7 protein-coding genes are annotated in these 18606 nt (G+C 62.5%); 1 reads left to right on the forward strand and 6 read right to left on the reverse strand.

The annotated features are described in order from the left end of the window. Positions 1-2: 2 nt before the first annotated feature. The 4 genes from glcE to glnK all read right to left on the reverse strand — a co-directional run bounded on the left by glcE (position 3) and on the right by glnK (position 4267). Positions 3-1124 (reverse strand): glycolate oxidase subunit GlcE, encoded by a 1122-nt coding sequence (gene glcE / locus AC1D13_RS12970; protein WP_477667569.1) that lies wholly within the window; start codon positions 1122-1124, stop codon positions 3-5. An 81-nt stretch (positions 1125-1205) separates the two neighbouring features. Continuing rightward, entirely contained in the window at positions 1206-2132 is a 927-nt protein-coding gene (locus AC1D13_RS12975) for an SMP-30/gluconolactonase/LRE family protein (RefSeq protein WP_457281748.1), read from the reverse strand. 225 nt (positions 2133-2357) lie between these two features. Continuing rightward, on the reverse strand, positions 2358-3896 hold the full coding sequence (locus AC1D13_RS12980; protein WP_457281749.1) for an ammonium transporter: 1539 nt from the start codon (positions 3894-3896) through the stop codon (positions 2358-2360). 32 nt (positions 3897-3928) lie between these two features. Further along, complete coding sequence (gene glnK, locus AC1D13_RS12985; protein ID WP_077591625.1) at positions 3929-4267, reverse strand: P-II family nitrogen regulator; 339 nt, start codon at positions 4265-4267, stop codon at positions 3929-3931. 581 nt (positions 4268-4848) lie between these two features. On the opposite strand from glnK, the gene AC1D13_RS12990 reads away from it, so the two are divergent. Beyond that, complete coding sequence (locus AC1D13_RS12990; protein ID WP_477689674.1) at positions 4849-6393, forward strand: YifB family Mg chelatase-like AAA ATPase; 1545 nt, start codon at positions 4849-4851, stop codon at positions 6391-6393. A gap of 43 nt (positions 6394-6436) precedes the next feature. Here AC1D13_RS12990 and AC1D13_RS12995 read toward each other — a convergent pair whose 3' ends face one another. Both AC1D13_RS12995 and AC1D13_RS13000 read right to left on the reverse strand, forming a co-directional pair. Continuing rightward, on the reverse strand, positions 6437-10576 hold the full coding sequence (locus AC1D13_RS12995) for an OmpA family protein (RefSeq protein ID WP_477689675.1): 4140 nt from the start codon (positions 10574-10576) through the stop codon (positions 6437-6439). Next, positions 10573-18276, reverse strand: coding sequence for a beta strand repeat-containing protein (locus AC1D13_RS13000; RefSeq protein WP_477689676.1), 7704 nt, complete (start codon positions 18274-18276; stop codon positions 10573-10575). Before AC1D13_RS13000 ends, AC1D13_RS12995 begins: the two co-directional genes overlap by 4 nt. Positions 18277-18606 lie beyond the last annotated feature (330 nt).

An 18606-nucleotide genomic window follows, 5' to 3' on the forward strand; every position in this document is an offset into this window, starting at 1 on the left:
AACTACCAGCCCGCCGCCATGCGGCCGCGGTTAAGGATTCCGGCGGGATCGAACTCGCGCTTGAGGTCCCGGTGGATCCGGTCCAGCGGCGGCTTTGACGCATCAAATCGGGCTGTAGCTCCCGCTGGCATTGCGCTGACGGCTATAAAAAGAGTAGCATGCCCGCCGGCCTGAGCAGCGGCCGCGCGCAGTGCCTCTGCCTGCCCGGCGCCTGCCCGTACCCATCGCTGGGCGCCATGCCATTCCACCAGCGGCGAGTCGGGCAAATCCGGAACATGGGCCGTTTGCGGCAAGGACAGCCGCCACAAGTCCTGGTCGGCCTGGCGTGCCCGGAACCACGGGTGCTGCTGGTTGCGACAGTCCTGCCAATAGCCGGCAGCTTCGGCGCTGCCTTGTTTCTCGCCGCCCAGCACCTTGCAGGCGGCTTCGACGGCGGCGACAGCGCCGCGCAATCGCAGATAGAGCGTACCGATGTCGGCTTCTTCCGACCAGCAGCTCGCGTTGAGCGGTAAGGGCCGACCGCCCCAGGCGTTCAGCCAGTCAAGCGCCTGCGCCTGGCTGCATTCAAAACGCAGGGTGGCCTCGGCAGGCGCCACCGGCAGCACCTTGAGGCTCACTTCAGTGAGCACGCCCAAGGTACCCAGGGCACCCGCCATGAGCCGTGAGACGTCATAACCCGCCACATTTTTCATGACCTGCCCGCCAAACGTGAGCAGTTCGCCACGCCCGTTGATGAGCTTGAGGCCCAGCATGTAATCACGCACCGCGCCCACGCTGGCGCGTGCCGGCCCGCTCAGGCCGCTGGCGACCATGCCGCCCACGGTGGCTTTTGCCCCAGAATCGTCAAAACGCGGCGGCTCGAAGGGCAGGCACTGGCCCTGGGCCGCCAGCAAGGTTTCGAGTTCAGCCAGCGGCGTGCCGGCGCGCGCAGTCACGACCAGTTCACTGGGTTCGTAGCTGATCACACCCGCGTATGGCGTCATGTCGAGGATGTCACCTTCCAGGGATTGGCCGTAGAAGTCCTTGGTGCCGCCACCCCGAATACGCAGCGGCGTACCGGCGGCAGCGGCAGTGCGTATTCGCCCGCGCAGGGACTCCATCACATCATCGGTATCTGAAGGCATGGCTGGGATGGTACGTGGGTATCGCGCCTGGGGAGTTGATCTTTTTGCATGCCGCCTGTTCGGTTTTTTCAGAGGCGAAGCTCAATCCTCGAAAAAATTCACCGGCAAGCCGGGCACATCCACCCGCATCGAAAACACGCAGCCCGACTCGGGATAGGCCTGCAGCTCGGCAGCCGGCCGGTTGTAGCGTGCCGTGGTGATGTAAAGCGTTTGCAGGTCGTCGCCGCCAAAGCACGGCATGGTCGGGCATTGCGCCGGCACGGGAATTTCAGCCAGCAACTCTCCTGCCGGCGACAGCTTGAGAAGGCGCGCACCTTCAAACATGGCCACCCAGTAGTTGCCCTGGATATCCACCGCAGCGCCGTCGGGCCGCCCGCCGTAACCGGGCATGCCGAACTGCCAGCCGGCGGGTTTGCCGGGCCATTGGTGGAAAACGCGGCGGTTTGCCATGGCGTTGCTGTCGGCATCCCAGTCCCAGGCATGTGTGGTGTGCGTGGGGGTGTCCGTCCAGTACACGGTTGCGGCGTCCGGCGACCACGCCAGGCCATTGGCGATGATGGCGCCGCCTGCCTTGCGTTCTACCGCAGGCACAAGGCTGTTGCGGCAGTCGATGGAAAAAAGCTCGGCCACGGACTTGTCCCGTGGTTCGTACATCGTGCCGGCCCAGAAGCGGCCGCGCGGATCGGCCTTGCCGTCGTTGAACCGCGTCGTGGCAGTGTCATGGCCGGCCCGCATGAGTTGCTGGAGTTCGGCGCCCCACTCGCGGGCGCGGTAAATGCCGTCGCGCAATGCGATCACCAGGCCACTGCCTTGCCCCTGTGTACGGGCCGGCGCAATGCTGCCGGGCTCCGACGGCATGGGCCAGCTTTGTACCGTCCCCATAAAGACGTTGCAGCGGTGAATCTGCCGGCCTGGAATGTCAACCCAATACAGCATTTGCTCGTCGGGATGCCAGAACGGCGATTCACCCAGTTCACTGGGTTGTGCAACAACGGTTTGCCATGTCATGCGGCGTTCCTTGAAAGGCTGAAAAGTGGATAGGCACCCAAGGTTAGCACCGGCAGGGCCACAGCCGGAAACGCCCCCGCAACCCAATCCCGGCGATCATGCAACGCCCACAAGGCACGCGCCAAAAAAAACAGCCCACCGGCTTGCGCCAGCGGGCTGAACATCCAAAGGAGATACTCAATCAGGGGGCTGCCCTGGGGCAGCCCGAATTCGTCTGACTATGAATTAACGGTTGTAGGCGGTCTCACCATGCGAGGTGATGTCCAGGCCTTCGCGTTCGTCTTCTTCGCTGACGCGCAGGCCGATCGTGAGGTCAACCACCTTGAAGGCGATGAAGGAAACCACACCGGACCAGACGATGGTGATCAGCACGGCCTTGGCCTGAATCCAGACCTGGCCGGCGATGGTGTAAGCGTCAGGCGTCACGGCCGTGGCGGTCACCCAGTCACCCACGAAGCTTGGGCCACCCAAAGCTGGCGAGTTGAAAACGCCGGTAAGCAGCGCGCCCAGAATACCGCCCACGCCATGCACGCCGAACACGTCGAGCGAATCATCGGCGCCCAGCAGTTTCTTCAGGCCGTTCACACCCCAGAGGCAGGCGAAGCCGGCGATCAGGCCGATGATCAGGCCGCCGCCGATGCCGACGTTGCCGGCTGCGGGCGTGATGGCCACCAGGCCGGCGACGGCGCCGGACGCTGCGCCCAGCATCGAGGCCTTGCCGCGCATCAGCGCCTCACCGACGCACCATGCCAGCACAGCGGCAGCGGTAGCACCCAGCGTATTGATGAAGGCCAGGGCGGCGAAGCCGTTGGCTTCCAGGGCGGAGCCGGCGTTGAAGCCGAACCAGCCCACCCACAGCAATGCGGCACCGACCATGGTTAGCGTGAGGCTGTGAGGGGCCATGGCTTCCTTGCCGTAGCCGATACGCTTGCCGATGCAGAAGGCGCCGACCAGGCCGGCGACAGCGGCGTTGATGTGCACCACAGTACCGCCCGCAAAATCCAGGGCGCCCATTTGCCAGATATAACCGCCCTTGGCGCTCATGGCGTCGGCGACTTCCTTGCCGGTGTAGGCGTCAGGGCCCATCCAGAACCAGACCATGTGGGCGATAGGTGCGTAGCTGAAGGTGAACCAGATTGCCATGAACAGCAGCACTGCGGAGAACTTGATGCGTTCGGCAAAGGCGCCGACGATCAGCGCGCAGGTGATGCCGGCAAATGTAGCCTGGAAGGCGGCGAACACGATCTCGGGGATCACGACACCCTTGCTGAAGGTGGCGCCATTGGCAAAGGTGCCCGCAACGTTGTCCCAGATGCCCTTCATGAAGAGCCGGTCGAAGCCGCCGAAGAAGGCGTTGCCTTCGGTGAAGGCCAGACTGTAGCCATAGATAAACCACAGCACGACGATCATCGAGAACGTCACCATGACCTGCATCAGGACCGACAGCATGTTCTTGCTGCGGACCAGACCGCCGTAGAACAGCGCCAGGCCGGGCACGGTCATCATGATGACCAGCAGCGTGGAAACCATCATCCAGGCGGTGTCGCCTTTGTTGGGAACGGGCGCAGCGGCAGCCGGTGCAGAGGCTGCTGCTGCAGCGGCGGGTGCTGTCGCTGCAGCAGGCGCGGCGGCGGAAGCAGCAGCTTCAGCCGGCTTGGCTTCTGCGGCGGAAGCGGCGGGTGCAGCTGCCGGGGCCTGCGCCATCACGGCGCCGGTCGTCAGCAGGCTCAGTCCCAGTACAAGGGAGGCAAGTAGTTTTTTCATGTCTATGTTCTCTTCGTTTTTTGGGGTAAGCCTTACAGCGCTTCCTTGCCGGTTTCACCGGTACGGATGCGCACGACCTGCTCGAGGTTGTAAACAAAAACCTTGCCGTCGCCGATCTTGCCGGTGCGGGCGGCGCCCTCAACCGCTTCAATCACGCGATCCACCAGCTCGTCGGAGACTGCTGCTTCGATCTTGACCTTGGGCAGAAAATCGACGACATACTCGGCGCCGCGGTACAGCTCGGTATGGCCTTTCTGGCGGCCGAAGCCTTTGACTTCAGTCACAGTAATGCCTTGCACGCCAATGCCGGAAAGCGCTTCACGCACTTCGTCCAGCTTGAACGGTTTAATGATGGCCGTTACGAGTTTCATTTTCAGGTTTCCTCCAGGGATGAATAGGGAAGCAGCATCGTCAAGCACCACCTCAGCCGGATTAAGGCTTTTGTACGAGTCATTGCTGATGGAGTCTCCGTAGAAGCTCCAAAGGTTGGCAACTTGCGTGGACTTCTTAGCAGGTAACGTGCCAAAGACGCTTTGCATGGATGACCGGCCTGCCCCTGAACTTCGAGCGAACCTCCGCGAATTGCGCCGAATACGATGCACCAATAAAGGGCATTCAAGCGCACAATTTTGGAGCATAAAACCAAAAAAGCATCACCAAGCCTGTCTTTAGTGCACGGCGGTCTTCTGCAACGTTCGTTTCTGGGATGGTCAGCACCAGGAGATCGGCGGCAAGAATGCCACGGCGGATCCCGGCACTGACACAACCAGGCAAATGCGCGGGACGAAAGTGAGTGCCGCTATCGGATGCAGTGGGGCACACCTTTCTGGTGAACCGGCGGGTGGCTTCTCTCGCTAGGCGATACTCGTCTTACGTGAAGGTCTGGTGCGCCTGCAACCCGGGATGGCCTCGGGTTCAGTTGTGATGCCGCCTCTGAGGGAGGGAGTTTCGAATGAGCTTGTCTTTAGTGCATAGCCGCGCCTTGTTGGGCCTGGAAGCAAGGCCGGTGCAGGTGGAGGTGCATCTTGCCAACGGCTTGCCCAGCTTTACGCTGGTCGGGCTTGCGGAAACGGAAGTCAAGGAAGCGCGTGAACGCGTGCGCTCGGCCATCCAGAACGCCGGACTGGAATTTCCCGCCAATAAACGCATTACGGTCAATCTGGCACCCGCCGACCTTCCCAAGGATTCCGGCCGGTTCGACCTGCCCATCGCGCTCGGCATCCTGGCGGCCAGCGGCCAGATCGACGCCCGCAAACTGGAAGGCTATGAGTTCGCCGGCGAGTTGTCGCTGGGCGGCGACTTGCGGCCCATTCGGGGAGCGCTTGCCATGAGCCTCGCCCTGGCGCGCCCGGAACGGCTGGCCGCCGAGAAGCTGCCGAAGCTGGTGCTACCGGAGGCCAGCGCCCAGGAAGCAGCGTTGGTCCCCGGCGCCGAAATCTTTCAGGCGCACCATTTACTCGATGTGGTGAGGCAATTTTTGCCGGGCGACACCCCGATCGAAGCAGGGGAAGGCTGGTCTCGCGTCAAGCCGATCGTGCCTTCGGGGCAGTCCCCGTATCCTGATCTGGCCGACGTCAAAGGCCAGGCGGCGGCCCGACGCGCCCTGGAAATTGCCGCGACCGGCGGACACAGCGTACTGATGATGGGCGCCCCAGGCTCCGGAAAATCCATGCTGGCACAGCGCTTTGCGGGCCTTCTGCCGGCCATGACCACCGAAGAAGCGCTGGAAAGCGCAGCGGTGGCGTCACTGGGCGGCCGGTTCACGCTGGACAAATGGGCGATACGCCCCACCTGCGCGCCGCACCACACGGCCAGCGCCGTTGCGCTTGTCGGTGGTGGTTCCCCGCCGCGGCCTGGTGAAATTTCCCTGGCGCACCGCGGCATCCTGTTTCTGGATGAACTTCCGGAGTTTCCGCGGGCAGCCCTGGAAGCCCTGCGTGAACCGCTGGAGTCCGGCACCATCACCATTTCGCGAGCCGCCCAGCGCGCCGAGTTCCCGGCGCGCTTTCAGCTGGTTGCAGCGATGAACCCTTGCCCCTGCGGTTACCTCGGCTCGAGCTTGCGGGCTTGCCGTTGTTCGCCCGAACAGGTGTCGCGTTACCAGGGCAAGCTCAGCGGCCCGCTGCTGGACCGCATCGACCTGCATGTTGAGGTGGGTGCGCTCGCAGCCGATGAACTGGTCAACGCGGCGCCGGGCGAGGCCACCGCCGTTATCAGGGCCCGGGTTGCCACGGCACGTGATCGTGCTATTGCCCGGCAGGGCACCACCAACCAGGCACTGGAAGGCCAGGCCATTGATGCGCAATGCCAGCTCGATGACGCGGCCGCGAAATTCCTGAACACAGCAGCAGCGCGGTTAGGGTGGTCAGGCCGCAGCATTCATCGCTGCCTGAAAGTGGCCAGGACGATTGCCGACCTCGCAGGCGCACAGGCCGTCCAGGTCGTCCACGTCGCGGAAGCCGTGCAGTACCGCCGGGCGCTCAAGGCAGCCCATTGACCGCCGCCGCACAACCGCGCGAAGGCCTGTTAATTTCAAACGTTCAATAGGTGGCAAGCACATTCAGGAACCAGCCCCGGCTGCGGTAAGACAGGTCGGTCAGGTCATCGGAATACTTGGTGAAGTTGTATCCCACCCCAACCTTCACCCCCTTGCCAAGGTGGCGATAGACACCGAGGAGCATGCCGGCTTTTGCATCCTGCGCCTCCGTGGCGCGCAGGTTGCGCCATTCAATCAGGGCGTCCCACTCCTTGACCAGGTGAAGATCCGCCCGGAAGATCAGAAGATCAGCACGGCTGGAGAACCACTCCCCGCCGGCAACCGGCATTTTCAGCTCGCCGATGCGGAACGCGTATTTGGCGCCGACGGAAAGCCACGGCTTCACGTCGTAAATCGTGTCGACGGAAAACACCTGGCTGCGCTGCGCGTAGTCGGCCGCCTGGCCCGAAGGGGTCAGCTGGCCCGCGGTCGGCACGTTGTGCAGGTTGGTGTACTTGAACAGGGTGTTCCAGCGGTCGTTGTCAACCGGCCGGTAGGCGCTGCCCAGCACAAACTCATGGTAGTTACCGTCGACAAAGGCCCCCTGGCTGTTGCTTGAACGCGAGACATTGAGCTTGCCCAGCACGCGCCAGGCAGGGTCCACCTGCATGCCCACCGTGTTGCGCATCAGCCAGGTGGTACGTTCGCCGGACACATTGCTCCGGTCGTTGCGCCACTCAAGATTACCGCCGTATTTCAGGCTGTCCTTTTTGTAGCCGACAGAGCCACCGAGCGCACGGCGCCTGAGGTCACCAGCCAATGGGTCGGACACGGTTCCGAACTCGACCTTGGCGCCCCAGTTCCAGCGGTCATTGGGCGACCAGTCCATGCCAAAGGCTTGCGTCAAGCTTTGCGGGCCGGCCCCATTGACTGCACGGCCCTCGCCGAACACCCGCAATTGATCGGACACGCGGGTGCTTGCACCAGAGACCAGCGTCCCTTGGCGGCCGCGCCACGCGACATCCGGGCTTTCTGTTTCCATCGTGTACGCCAGATAGGCATTGCTCCGGTCGGAGATGCGGTAGTCGGCGCCCAGCTTGCCGCCGGCGCCCATGCTGCCGCCGGATGCTTCGCCGCTGAGCTTCACGCGTTCGCTGACTTGCAGTGCGCCACCCAGGCCGACGCGGTTGTTGGGGTCGCGCGTATCGTCACGCTCCAGCGTCCCCTGAACGTAACCGTAAGCTTCCCAGTTTTCTTTTTCGCCGGGTTTTCCACCCGCACGATCAGGCCGGTAATCCGCCCTCACCTGCGCATCCGTGCGCGATCCGGTCTGGGAAAGCAACGGACTGGCATTCGGCGTGACATTGGAACGATCGTCCGCACGGACCCCGACAGCGACTTCCCATTCGCTGTTCAGCGTCTGCCGCACCGCAAGCTCGGCGTTCTGGTTATTCTGCAGATCGCCGTCGCGCTTGTCTGCCTTGACCAGCACGCGCGTGCCCGGAGAAAGCTCCACATCGGCAGCGGCACCGGCCTGCCGGACCGCCTCGCCGCCTATGCCAATCTGCCCTGGGGCCGAATAACCGCGGTCACGGTTCTGGACATAAGAGGTGATCTTCCCCTTCATGCTGTCGGTGACTTCGGCGAGATCCACCGAGCCTTCCAGACGTTCTGCACCGGCCGACTGGATGCCGCCGTTGCTCAGCGTGTTAAATCCAAAGCCGCCATCCAGAGAGGTTTGGGCCCCATTGCCCGGCCCCTTTGAGCGTGCCGCCTCAAACTTCAGCCAGGTGCCAGGCTTGTAGCGCAGCGTCCCGTCGATTCCCTTGAGCGTCTGGCTGGATCCTGTTTCGCCCTGGTGGTAGCTGCTGGCGCCCAGCTGCACATGGTCGTTCAGCCATTGGCTCGCGCGAATGCCGGTCGACAGGTTGTTGATGGCCGTGACGCCGGGCGCAAACTCGTATGTCGTCACGAGGTAGACCGGCTGGCCGCCTACCGCAGACGCCATGATCAGGCCGGCGCCGGCGCCAGTCGCGGACAAGGGCGACTGCAACAGAATACGGCCTTGAAGGTAGTTGATCTCGTAATCCTGCGTAGGTGCGAGCTCGCGGCGCTCGATCACCATGCCGGAGTCCTTGTCGCGGACCTCGATCCAGACGCGCTCCGAGCCCTGTGTGATGTCGAGGTGGCGCAGGTAGTACAGCGAGCCTCCCGTGCCGCGAAACTCCTCGCGCGAAGCCAGCGTTCCCGGATCGGCGGCAAAAGCATCAATCTGGGTCTGTTTTTCGCCATAGGCCGTGGCATCTTCAGAGCGGTAGCGTACCTGTGCGCCATATAGGCCGCGTGAGTATTGCATCAGCTCCGTTCCGCTCCACGAGGTCTGGAAGTTACCCCACATGACGTGCGAGTCGCCTTTTTGCAGTTTGACAAAAAACTTGCCCTGCGTCGGCGCATCATCCACCGTTGTGCTGTCATCGCCGTAGACGGGGTAATAGAGGTTGGGGTCAATACTGCGCAGAAGGTATTTGGGATCCTTGCTGGAGAAGTTGGAAAACAGGTCCTCGATAGGACCTTCCCGGGTATCGGCCGAAGCCGTCAGCAGCCATTCGCCCTTGATTTTCCCCTTGAGGTAAAAAGCGGCGCGGCCATCGACATACACCTTGTCTTCGTAGTGACTCATGTCACCTGTCACCAGTTTCGCAGGCCCGGAGACGTTGTTTTTCCCGACCGTCAAATCCCCTAGTGCCAGGTAAAACCAGTCATCCGCGGCGATGTTGAGGTTGCGGCGAAAGGTGCTTGCGCGCCCGTCCGACTCTTTCAGCGTCACCTCTACAGACTGCGGACCTGCCGGCATGATTTGTTTCATGGCGAACTTGCCCTGCGCATCGATCGGCAGCTCCAGCCCCAGCGCTTCGATACGTTGGCCCGGCTTGAGATTGGTACCGTTGACCGTGACCGTGCCCCCGGTGACCGGAATATTGCGCAAAGCCAGGCTGTTTTCGCCATACCCCGTCAGCCGCTCGCGCTCGAGCTTCTCCGCATCTTCATTGACCGGCATGGCGCGCGCCAGAAGGTTCAGGGATTTCAGACTGGTCTCGTCGAAACGCCCCTGGGCGTCATAAACACGCAGGAGGTAGAACACCTGGTCGCCGGCTGTGTTGGCCGGAACGGTCCAGTTGAGCGCGCCTGACCATGTGATGGGCACGACCTCAAAAGGATGCTCCTGTGTCTTCTGCCCTGCACGGAAAAGCCGCAGTTCGGCCTTTTTGATCCAGGGAATGTAGTTTGACCAGGCCCGAAACTCCGCCACCTCGCCCTTGACCGCTGCATTGGGTGTGGCCCAGGCATTCATCACCGGCGCAATGGCCAGGCTGTCATAACGCACCTGGATGTCAGCCTTCTCGAGCGCGACGTCGGCGCACCGCTGGCCATCTGCCTCATTGGGAATCTCGGAGGTATTGATCGGCTCGCCATCAATCGTGATGCGAAACGGCACAGTGGACTGCCCCACGGCCTGTGGCGTGCAGGGCTTGGCGGCCGCCAGCGGAACAGGAACGCCCGCCGGCGCTGCGGCATCGAACCACACGCGCAGCTCGACGCGGCGATTGCGGGCCATCCCTTCAGACGTTGCGTTCGATGCCAACGGTTTGTTCTCGCCTGCACCTTCGATCGAATAAGTGATGGCGGGATTGTTCAGCTGCTGCTTGAGATAGGCTGCAACCGCCAAAGCACGGGCCTCAGAGAGCCCCTGGTTATCCCTGAAGATCCGCCTGGTTTCAGGCGCCAGACGCTGGTTGTCCGTGTGCCCGACAACAGCAATGCGCATGCCTGGAGACGATGCCCCCCTGGCGCGTATCTCGGCGGCCAGCGCTTCGATGGACGCTTTGGCGGCGGGCAGCAACTCGGCCTTGCCCGATACAAAAAGGCTCAGGCCGCTGGCTTCTTCCAGCGCCTTGTTGACGGAGGCGACGCTCTGCGGCACCTGTGCGGCGCGGCTGCGCATGCCTGCCGCCTCTTCCCGCGTAACGCCCGAAGGCAACGGGTAGCTGATGGCTGGCTGCACCTCCGAAGGCGGAGGCGTCGAGAACAGGTCGATGCGGCCATTGTCAATTCGCTTGCCGCTGACTTCGGTAGCGGCCCATACAGAAGACCCTGCACAAAGGACGCTGACGGCTACTGCAATGGTGTGTGTACGGAAATTCATTTCGCCGACTCCAGCTCGGTCTCAATCATCAAGGGATGGAGGGGTTCACTGTCTGTTTCCGCGCGCTCCTTCTTTCGCCTTTCCTTCCACAAGGTCTGTATCCGGTCACTGATCGCCGACACGCGTTTTTCCGCAAGCCCTGCCGCCTCGGCGCCTCGGTGATAGGCAATGCGCAGGATGGATGGACGTGTCGCCAGTTGCGAAGGCAGCTTTTCCAGCACCGCGAGATACGCAGGCTGCAACTCCGTGCCGTCGTTCAGGAATGCAGCGCCGGAGAGTTCGAGCCGGACCACACGATGGACCGTCGCGCCGAAATTGAGCTTCACCATCTTGCCGCGTGTCACCCGGACATCACGCGGGTTTTCGGTTGTCAACCGATAGCCCGAAGGCAGGGTTCTTTCGTCCACCTTCATCACGAAGTTGGAACCGCGATCAGCGTTCGGGATTGCCGCGCAAGCCACGTGGAAGCGTCCATCATGGTCGCTGGTAACCAGCAACCCGCGCGCAGTTGCAATGCGGACATTCGCGATGCCCGGCTCCCCCTCGTCCTGGTAACCATTGGCGTTCTTGTCGTCAAAGACCTTGCCGATGATGTCGGAGCAATCGAAGGTGGGATCGGGGACCACACGCACCGTCGCTGTGGCCGTGTTGGACACCTGGGCGTTGACCAGCGCATTGCGGGCTGCGACCTGATTAACGTAAGTACCTTCCGACACACCGCTGCCGACCACCAGCAGCATGCGCAGTGTTTTGCGCTCACCTGCGGTAAACGTGTGGCCGGCCCAGGTGAGGTTGCGTCCGCTCACCGTGGGCTCAAGTGCCACGCCATTGAGCGATGCCGAGCCGGTGCGATACCTGAAGCCCGCCGGAATCACATCCACGATGTTGATGTTGCCGAGCACCGCATTCAGTGTGTTGGTCGCCGTGATGTTGTACGGCACCAGGTCGCCACGGACCACGTTGACCAGCGGTGTGCTCTTTGTCATCACAATCGCGCCACCCAACACCGGGTCCAGCGGGATATGGTTGTTCAACACGTTGGCAGAGCCTGGAACTGCGGCGAAGGTGAACGTGTAGAAGTACTGGGTCGTGGCCGCACCGCCCGCAAGGGCCAGGGTGTTGTTGGGGCAAGCTGCGGGGTTGTGCAGCGGCACGCCCGCTGTGGGTGCGAAGTTGCTGTTCTGCACCAATGCCGGATCCGGGCTCGGAGGCGCCAGGCCCACGCCCAGGGTCGCGGTACAGGCTGGAATAATCGCCGACGGACCGGGCAGGTAACCCGGTGGCGACGTCACCGTCAGCGTGTACAAGGTCGCGCCTGCCGGAGCGCCGCCCAGCAACAGGAACTGGTAAGAACCATCAGCACCGGTGGTCTGCGTCAGGCTGCCGCCAATCACGTCGGCTGCGGTGAGGCCTGGGGCCGAGAGTGTGACGATGGCGTTGGGTACAGGCTGACGGCTGACCGCGTCATAAATCACCCCGCTCGGATCCAGCGGCAGGCTCTGGGCCAAGGTCGTGGTGCCAGCGGTTAGCGTAAGGCCTCTTAACGTTCCGTCGGTATTGTTCGCACCGGCCGGGTTGGAGGTCGAATTCACCTGTCCATTCGTATAGGGCAATCCGGTCTCATTGGGCACTGGGCGTCCATAGATGCGCCCGCTTGTGGGCTCCCGAAAGCGGATCTGGTAACCCGAGCCCGGCGCCACGCTGGGAAAGCTGTAAGCGCCGTTTGCGTCGGAGGTGGTGGTACCCACCACCACGCCGCCGAGTGTCAGCTCGACGATCCAGCCCGGGACCAATGGTTCACCTGGGTCCTTGATGCGGTCATGGTTGAGGTCGCGCCACACGCTGCCCTGTACCGCCGCCACATCGGAGATCGCCGTGGGGTCGGTTGCCGTGTTGTTGCCGGAAAAGCCGCTGGGCTCATTGCCGCCGGAAACCACCGCCGTGTTCACCAGGACCTGTCCGGACAAACCGGCAGCCACCGCAACACGCACCGTGATAACGGGCGCCGTCGCCCCGGATGCGATCACGCTGTTGGTGTTGCAGGTGACGGTTGTGGCGGTGTTGGAGCAAGACCACGTTGCGCCGCCATTGACGGCAGCTACAGTCATACCCACGGGCAAGGTGTCGACCACCGTCACGGTGGCGGACGTCGCCGCTGCACCGACGTTGGAGACGGTGATGGTGTAGAAGCCCGTGCTGGATCCCTGGGCGAAGCTGACCGGCGCGTGCGTTTTGGCGATCGCAAGATCAGGCGCATTGCCCGGGATTTCAGCGAAATTGTTGTCAGCCGACACGGCGTTAGCGGTGGCGAGCGGAATGTTCGAGATCGAGGACACCGGATTGGCTGGCAAGGTCGCCGTTCCACCCGTGCTACCGGCAATGGTCTGGCCATTGGTCGTGCCCGTCGCCTGGGGCAACGGCTGTGTCACGGTATAGGTACCCTGGGCCAACCCGGTGAAGCTATAGGTTCCGTCGGCCAGCGTGACTGTTGACCTGGAGACAGCGAGCCCATTGATGTCGGTGCCCGTCAGATTGATCGTCTGTCCGCCGATGCCGTGATCGCTTCCATTCATCAGGCCGCTGTTGTCATAGTCCAGGAAGACCTTGCCGGAAATCGTGCCGCCATTGGACACCTCGGCGAAGTTGTTGCCGCTCGAAACCGTATTGGGCGGCAGCACGATGCTGCTGATCCGGCTCGGTGTGACGGCCGGTGTGGTCGCCGTTCCGGGTGTTCCGCCATTCGGAACAGCACCCGCGGTGGTAATGCCGTTGGAGGTGCCGGCGGGTTGTGCGGGCTCCACCACGCTGTAAGTTCCAGGCAAAAGATTGCCGAACGAATAGTTGCCCGTCGCGTCGGTGACCGTGGTCGCGATCAGTGCATTGCCTGCGTCCCTGAGCTCGATGGTGACGCCTGCGAGCGGATCGTCTGCGCCGTCCTGTGCGCCGTTGTTGTTCAGGTCCTTGAACACTTTGCCTGAAATGGTCGAAGGAACGACTTCGGCAAAGTTGTTGTTGGCGGAGCCCGAAATTTCGGCGGCTGCGCCGTCACCATTGAGAACCACGTTGGTGATCTGGCTGGTGGTAGCCGTGGGGTTGGATGCCGCACCGGCTGAACCCGTGCTGCCATTGATGCCACTGATGGGGCCGGCGGTCGTGATGCCGTTGGTGGTTGCCGCGGGCTGCGCTGGCTGGCAAACGGAGTAGCTGCCGGCTGCCAGTGAGGAGAACAGGTAGTTGCCGAGCGCATCGGTGGTTCCTGTCGTCAGCAGTGCGCCACTGCAGTTTGCGCCGCTGCGCAGTTCAATGCCGACCCCGGCGATCCCCGTGTCGGTGCCGTTCTGAAAGGTGCCGTTGGGCGTGACGTTGTTGTCTCTGAAAACCTTGCCGGAGATGTAGCCAAGGGTGCTGATCGTCAACGTCGCATTGGCAGGCGCCTGGTTGTTGCCCAGATTCGTTTGCAGGGCACCGGCGGGAATGTTGTTGGTGTGTACGCCAGCCGTCAGCCCCGTCACATTGACATCAATCGTACAGCCACCTGCGGGGACCGTGCCGCCGCTATTGAGCCTCACGCTGGTGGCGTTGGCGGCAGCCACGACAGTTCCACCGCAGGAGGTCGTCATGCCCGGAGCTGCCGTCAAACGGATCTGGCCGGGTGCCGTCGGCAGGACGTCGTCAAAATCCGCGCTCAAGGTCATTGCTGCGGCGTTCGTGTTGCCGATGACGATGCTCAGGCGCGATACGCCGCTCGGTGGGATCACCGCAGGGGTGAACTGCTTGCCGACGGTCGGCGGGGTGGAGGTAATGAGCTGTGCGCTGGTGGGCTCCTGGTTGGTGACGCCCTCGGTGGTAGTAATGCTCCCGGTCGGGATGGTGTTGGTGTACACGCCCGAAATGTTGCTCAGAACATTCACCGTGACGGTACAGAACCCATTGGCTGCGAGTGTGGCCCCGGTCAGGCGAACGCTGGTGGCGGACGCTGCGGCAACAACAGTGCCGCCTGCACAGGTCGTGGCCGCAGCTGGCGTAGGCGCGACGACAAGTCCGGCGGGCAATGCGTCCGTCAAGGTCATGCCGTTGAGCTGTGTGTTGTTGGGATTGTCGAAACGAATCGTCATCACCGACACCGCGCCAGGCGCCTTGGTGTCGGACCCGGTTGTGAACCCGACAGGATTGCCTGCATCCAGTGTGCGGGCGCTGAAGGCCTTGTGCACCACTACCGGTGACTTCGCGCGCAGCGTATCGCTCGTAGGCTGGGTGTTCGCCAGGGCATTGCCGCCCGCGCTTGCCGTCAGTGCGTTGGCTGGAATGGTGTTGACATAGTCGCCTTGCGCCGCCACAAAGACGTCGATTTCCACCTGGCAGGTTGCTGGCACATTTCCGGCCGCGGCGACGATGATGCCGCCCGAAAGTTGCACCGTGTTGGCCGTCGAAGAGACCGTCGCACCCTGACATGTCGTCGTCGGATTCGCGCCACTGGGAACAGTCACGCCGGCCGGCAAGGTGTCGGTGACCGCCAGGTCGCTGACGGGCTGTGAAAGCGGGTTATAGAAAGTGATGCGCAAGCGGGACCGGGTACCCGGCGCCACCACGTTGGGCGTGAACTGCTTGACGATGCCAATGTTCGTGCTGATCGCCAGGCTGGTCGTTGCCGGGTTGGCATTGGTCAGGTTCTGGTCGGTGATGATGGCACCGGGCGGAATGGTGTTCGTGTTGCCACCGGTTACGGCAGACGTCACGTTGACCGATATCTGGCAGGTCGCGTTTACCGCCAGGTTTGCCCCTGACAGACGGACCGATCGCGCGCCCGCCGCAGCGGTCACAACCCCGCCCGGGCACGTCGTTGCGGTTGCCGGGGTAGGTGTCACCACCCACCCATTGTTGGTGCCGCCTGCAACACCGCCGACCGTGAAGTAGTCGGTGATGTCCAGGTTGGTAACCGCCTGGGACCCGTTGGATAGGTTGATCGTCAGCCGGCTCACCTGGCCGGGGAAGGCCAGGGAACTGATGGAAGTCGTTTTGCTGACGGCCAGGCCGGTGGGGGCATTGAAAAGCAGCGTGCCGACAACGGCGGTGACATTACGCACGCCGCCGTCCGCGAGGATGCCGTTGGGAGGGATGCTGTTGACCCAGTTCGCGGCACCTGTTGCCACCACATCAAACAGGAAGGCGCAATTTCCGCCGCCCGCCACATTGGCACCGGTCAGGGTTGCGCTGCCTGCCCCTGCAACAGCCGTGATGGATGTGCTTCCCGCGCAGGTCGTCTGCGCATTGGGCGGGGTGGCCAGCACCATGCCCGCCGGGAGTGGGTCGGTCACACTGACGTTTGTCAGTGCAAGCGCGCTCGAATTCAGGAGCTGAACCGTGACCGTTGATTTGCCGCCCGAGGACACGCTGGGTGGATTGAAGCTCTTGTTCGCGGTCAGCGCGGAGGTGTAGGTCAGCTGGGGGGTGTTGGTTGATACCGTACCCAGTGTGTGTGTCGTGCCGTTCCCGTAGGTTTCGGTGCCGTCGACCGTCGCGGTGTTGTTATAAACGCCGGCCGGCCCTACGACATCCACCTGCAAGTTACAGCTGCCGTCCGCACCCGTGCCGTTGTTGGCGCGAGCCGGAACGGTGCCGCCAGTGATGCCGATCGAAGTGGAACCGGCAACCGCCGTGATGGCGGGGGCGCCGCAGGTGCTTGCCGCGTTGGCCGGATTGGCGATGCGAAGCTGCCCCCCACCGCTGGTTGCCAATTGCAGAGTATCCGAGACCGCAACGTTGGTCAGTGGGTTCGCCGACTTGTTCGTCAGCGTGATGGTCATGCGGACAATGGTTCCCTCGGCAAACGTGCTGGCGCCGGGAGAGGACTGGGCAAACGCCTTCGTTGCAGCGAGCACGGGCGGGTTGGTGCCTACGCTGGTGGAGTTGGAAGCACCCCCGTTGCAAGTGGCGCCGCCGTTGTAGCAAACCCCACCGGCAGCGATGACGTTGTTCGAGGTGGCCACCGCAACAGTGGACGCCATGGCCCACATGGTGATGGTGCAGGCACCCGGTACGCTGACACTGGTGCGGGCCGGGACGGTGTCAATGGTAAAGACCGGCGCATTGCTGCCCAGTGCGCTCGCAGAGTTGACGTTGCCGCAGCCCGCGCTGACAGTCGGCGTGTAATTCAAGCCGTTGATCGTGCCGGTGAGGAATGTCTGGCCGTTGGTGAAGTTGTCCGTCACCGATACGGTATTGATCGCACCAGCGCCGAAGTTTTGCACGGTGATCTGGTACTGGATCGGGTTGCCCGGCGCCACAGGTGTCGTGGGTTGTACCGATTTGAGAACACGGAGGTCGTCGGCAACCAGGATGGTGGCCGATACCGCCTGGCTCTTGATGGCGGGATCGCCCACATCCACGGCGCCTTGGGGGATGCTGTTGGTGTAGGTCACCGGCACGCCGTTCACCTGAACAGCTGCGGTGAAGTTCACTGTCACCGTGCAGCTGCCATTGGCGGGAATGGTCCCGCCGGTCAGCCTGACGCCTTTGTTGCTGTTGATCGCGGCAGCGGCGCCGCCCGCACAGCTGGTCACCGCCGATGTGACGTTTAACCCTTTTGTCGGGTCGACGCCACCAATCCCGTCGATCGGCGTGTCATCAAAGGTGGTGACAGTCAGTGGCGTATTGCCGCTATTGCTCAAGGTGAGGGTAAGAAAGCCCGTGGCACCGCTTGAAAGGGAGGTGCTGGGCGTAAAGCCCTTGGACACACCGAGCGGAGACCGGACCGTCACGCTGGCCTGCGCATTGGCCTGGGCGGGCAGTCCAAGCACATTGGTGAAGTCGGTGCTCCGGTTGATGATGTTGTTCTGGGCACCGGTCGAGAACTGGCCGTTGGTCTGGTTCGCCTCCACATTCACAACGAAGGTGCAACTCCCGTTTGCCGGCAGATCTCCGGTGCCGGTCACACTGGTTGCGCCCGCTGCCGGTGCGGGATTGAAGGCCGGTACCGGACCGCTGGTGCAGGTTGCATTCGCGCCGGGCGTTGCCGCGACCTTCATGATGGCGCTGCCACCGAGCTGGGGAAAGTTATCGGTGATGCTGAACCCGGAAATTGCCACCGGGTTCGGGTTGACCAGCGTGATGGTCAGAGGTGTCGAAGCGCCTCCCAGTACCAGCGTCGAGCTGGTGAATGCCTTCGAAATTTGCGGTTGCTGCAGCGCCCGCACCGTAAAGGTCTGCGACACGTCTCCAACGTTGCTTCCGCCGGTACTGGTGACCGCGCCATTGAGGATTTGATACGCATAGGAGGTTGCGTTGCCGGTCGAGGTGCCGACCGTCACCGGAATATCGATGACACACTGGCCGTCAATCCCGCCGGCGGCGGCAGGTATGGTACCGCCAGCCAGGGCAAGCGCCTGAGTTCCCGGGTTGGCGGTCAAAGCCCCACCGCAACCATTTATGGCCGCAGACGCAACGCTGAGGCCGTTGGGCAGAAGGCCAGGCAGGCTGTTGCTGAAGTCCACGTTGGTGGCGGGCACCGGATCGCTGTTGGACAAGGTAATCCGCAAGGTTGCCGTCTCGCCGGGATACATCCCTTGCGCCGGAATGATCGCGGTCACCGAAGCCGTCAAGGCTTGGGCCGCAACGGGCATCAATCCAATGGCCAATCCGAGAGCCGCAGCACGAAGCAAGGAGCCGGCAGAGGCTTTCGCCAGAAATTTCGAGGACAACATAGGCAGTTCGACTCTTTGAATGCTTGGGAACCGTGCCGGTAGGCAGTCCGCAGGAGCACCGAGTCAACGCTGGCAGAGGACGTACAGCGTTCACTCGGCATGTCTCATGTCAGACAACATACTGGTAACAAACAGTACGAAGATTAACTATGTTGCGATTTTTCTAATACTAAATTTACTACTTTGTTAGTCTGATGTGACAGAAGTGGAACTTTTTAACAACCCTATTAGTTGTATATGTTTCCTTATGTAATTTTTCGTTGTGCCGATGCAAACCAAGTGGACATTTTTGGCAGCAGGCGGAAATACCCGAAGAAACCGCTGTTGAGC

It is taken from the genome of Polaromonas sp. P1_E12, from assembly GCF_056405975.1.

What these genes read in the sequence shown, in the direction of transcription:
- AC1D13_RS12975 (WP_457281748.1), bottom strand. Translation starts at nt 2,132, where the DNA reads ATGACATGGCAAACCGTTGTTGCACAACCCAGTGAACTGGGTGAATCG.
- AC1D13_RS13000 (WP_477689676.1), bottom strand. Translation starts at nt 18,276, where the DNA reads ATGTTGTCCTCGAAATTTCTGGCGAAAGCCTCTGCCGGCTCCTTGCTT.
- AC1D13_RS12980 (WP_457281749.1), bottom strand. Translation starts at nt 3,896, where the DNA reads ATGAAAAAACTACTTGCCTCCCTTGTACTGGGACTGAGCCTGCTGACG.
- AC1D13_RS12990 (WP_477689674.1), top strand. Translation starts at nt 4,849, where the DNA reads ATGAGCTTGTCTTTAGTGCATAGCCGCGCCTTGTTGGGCCTGGAAGCA.
- AC1D13_RS12995 (WP_477689675.1), bottom strand. Translation starts at nt 10,576, where the DNA reads ATGAATTTCCGTACACACACCATTGCAGTAGCCGTCAGCGTCCTTTGT.
- glcE (WP_477667569.1), bottom strand. Translation starts at nt 1,124, where the DNA reads ATGCCTTCAGATACCGATGATGTGATGGAGTCCCTGCGCGGGCGAATA.
- glnK (WP_077591625.1), bottom strand. Translation starts at nt 4,267, where the DNA reads ATGAAACTCGTAACGGCCATCATTAAACCGTTCAAGCTGGACGAAGTG.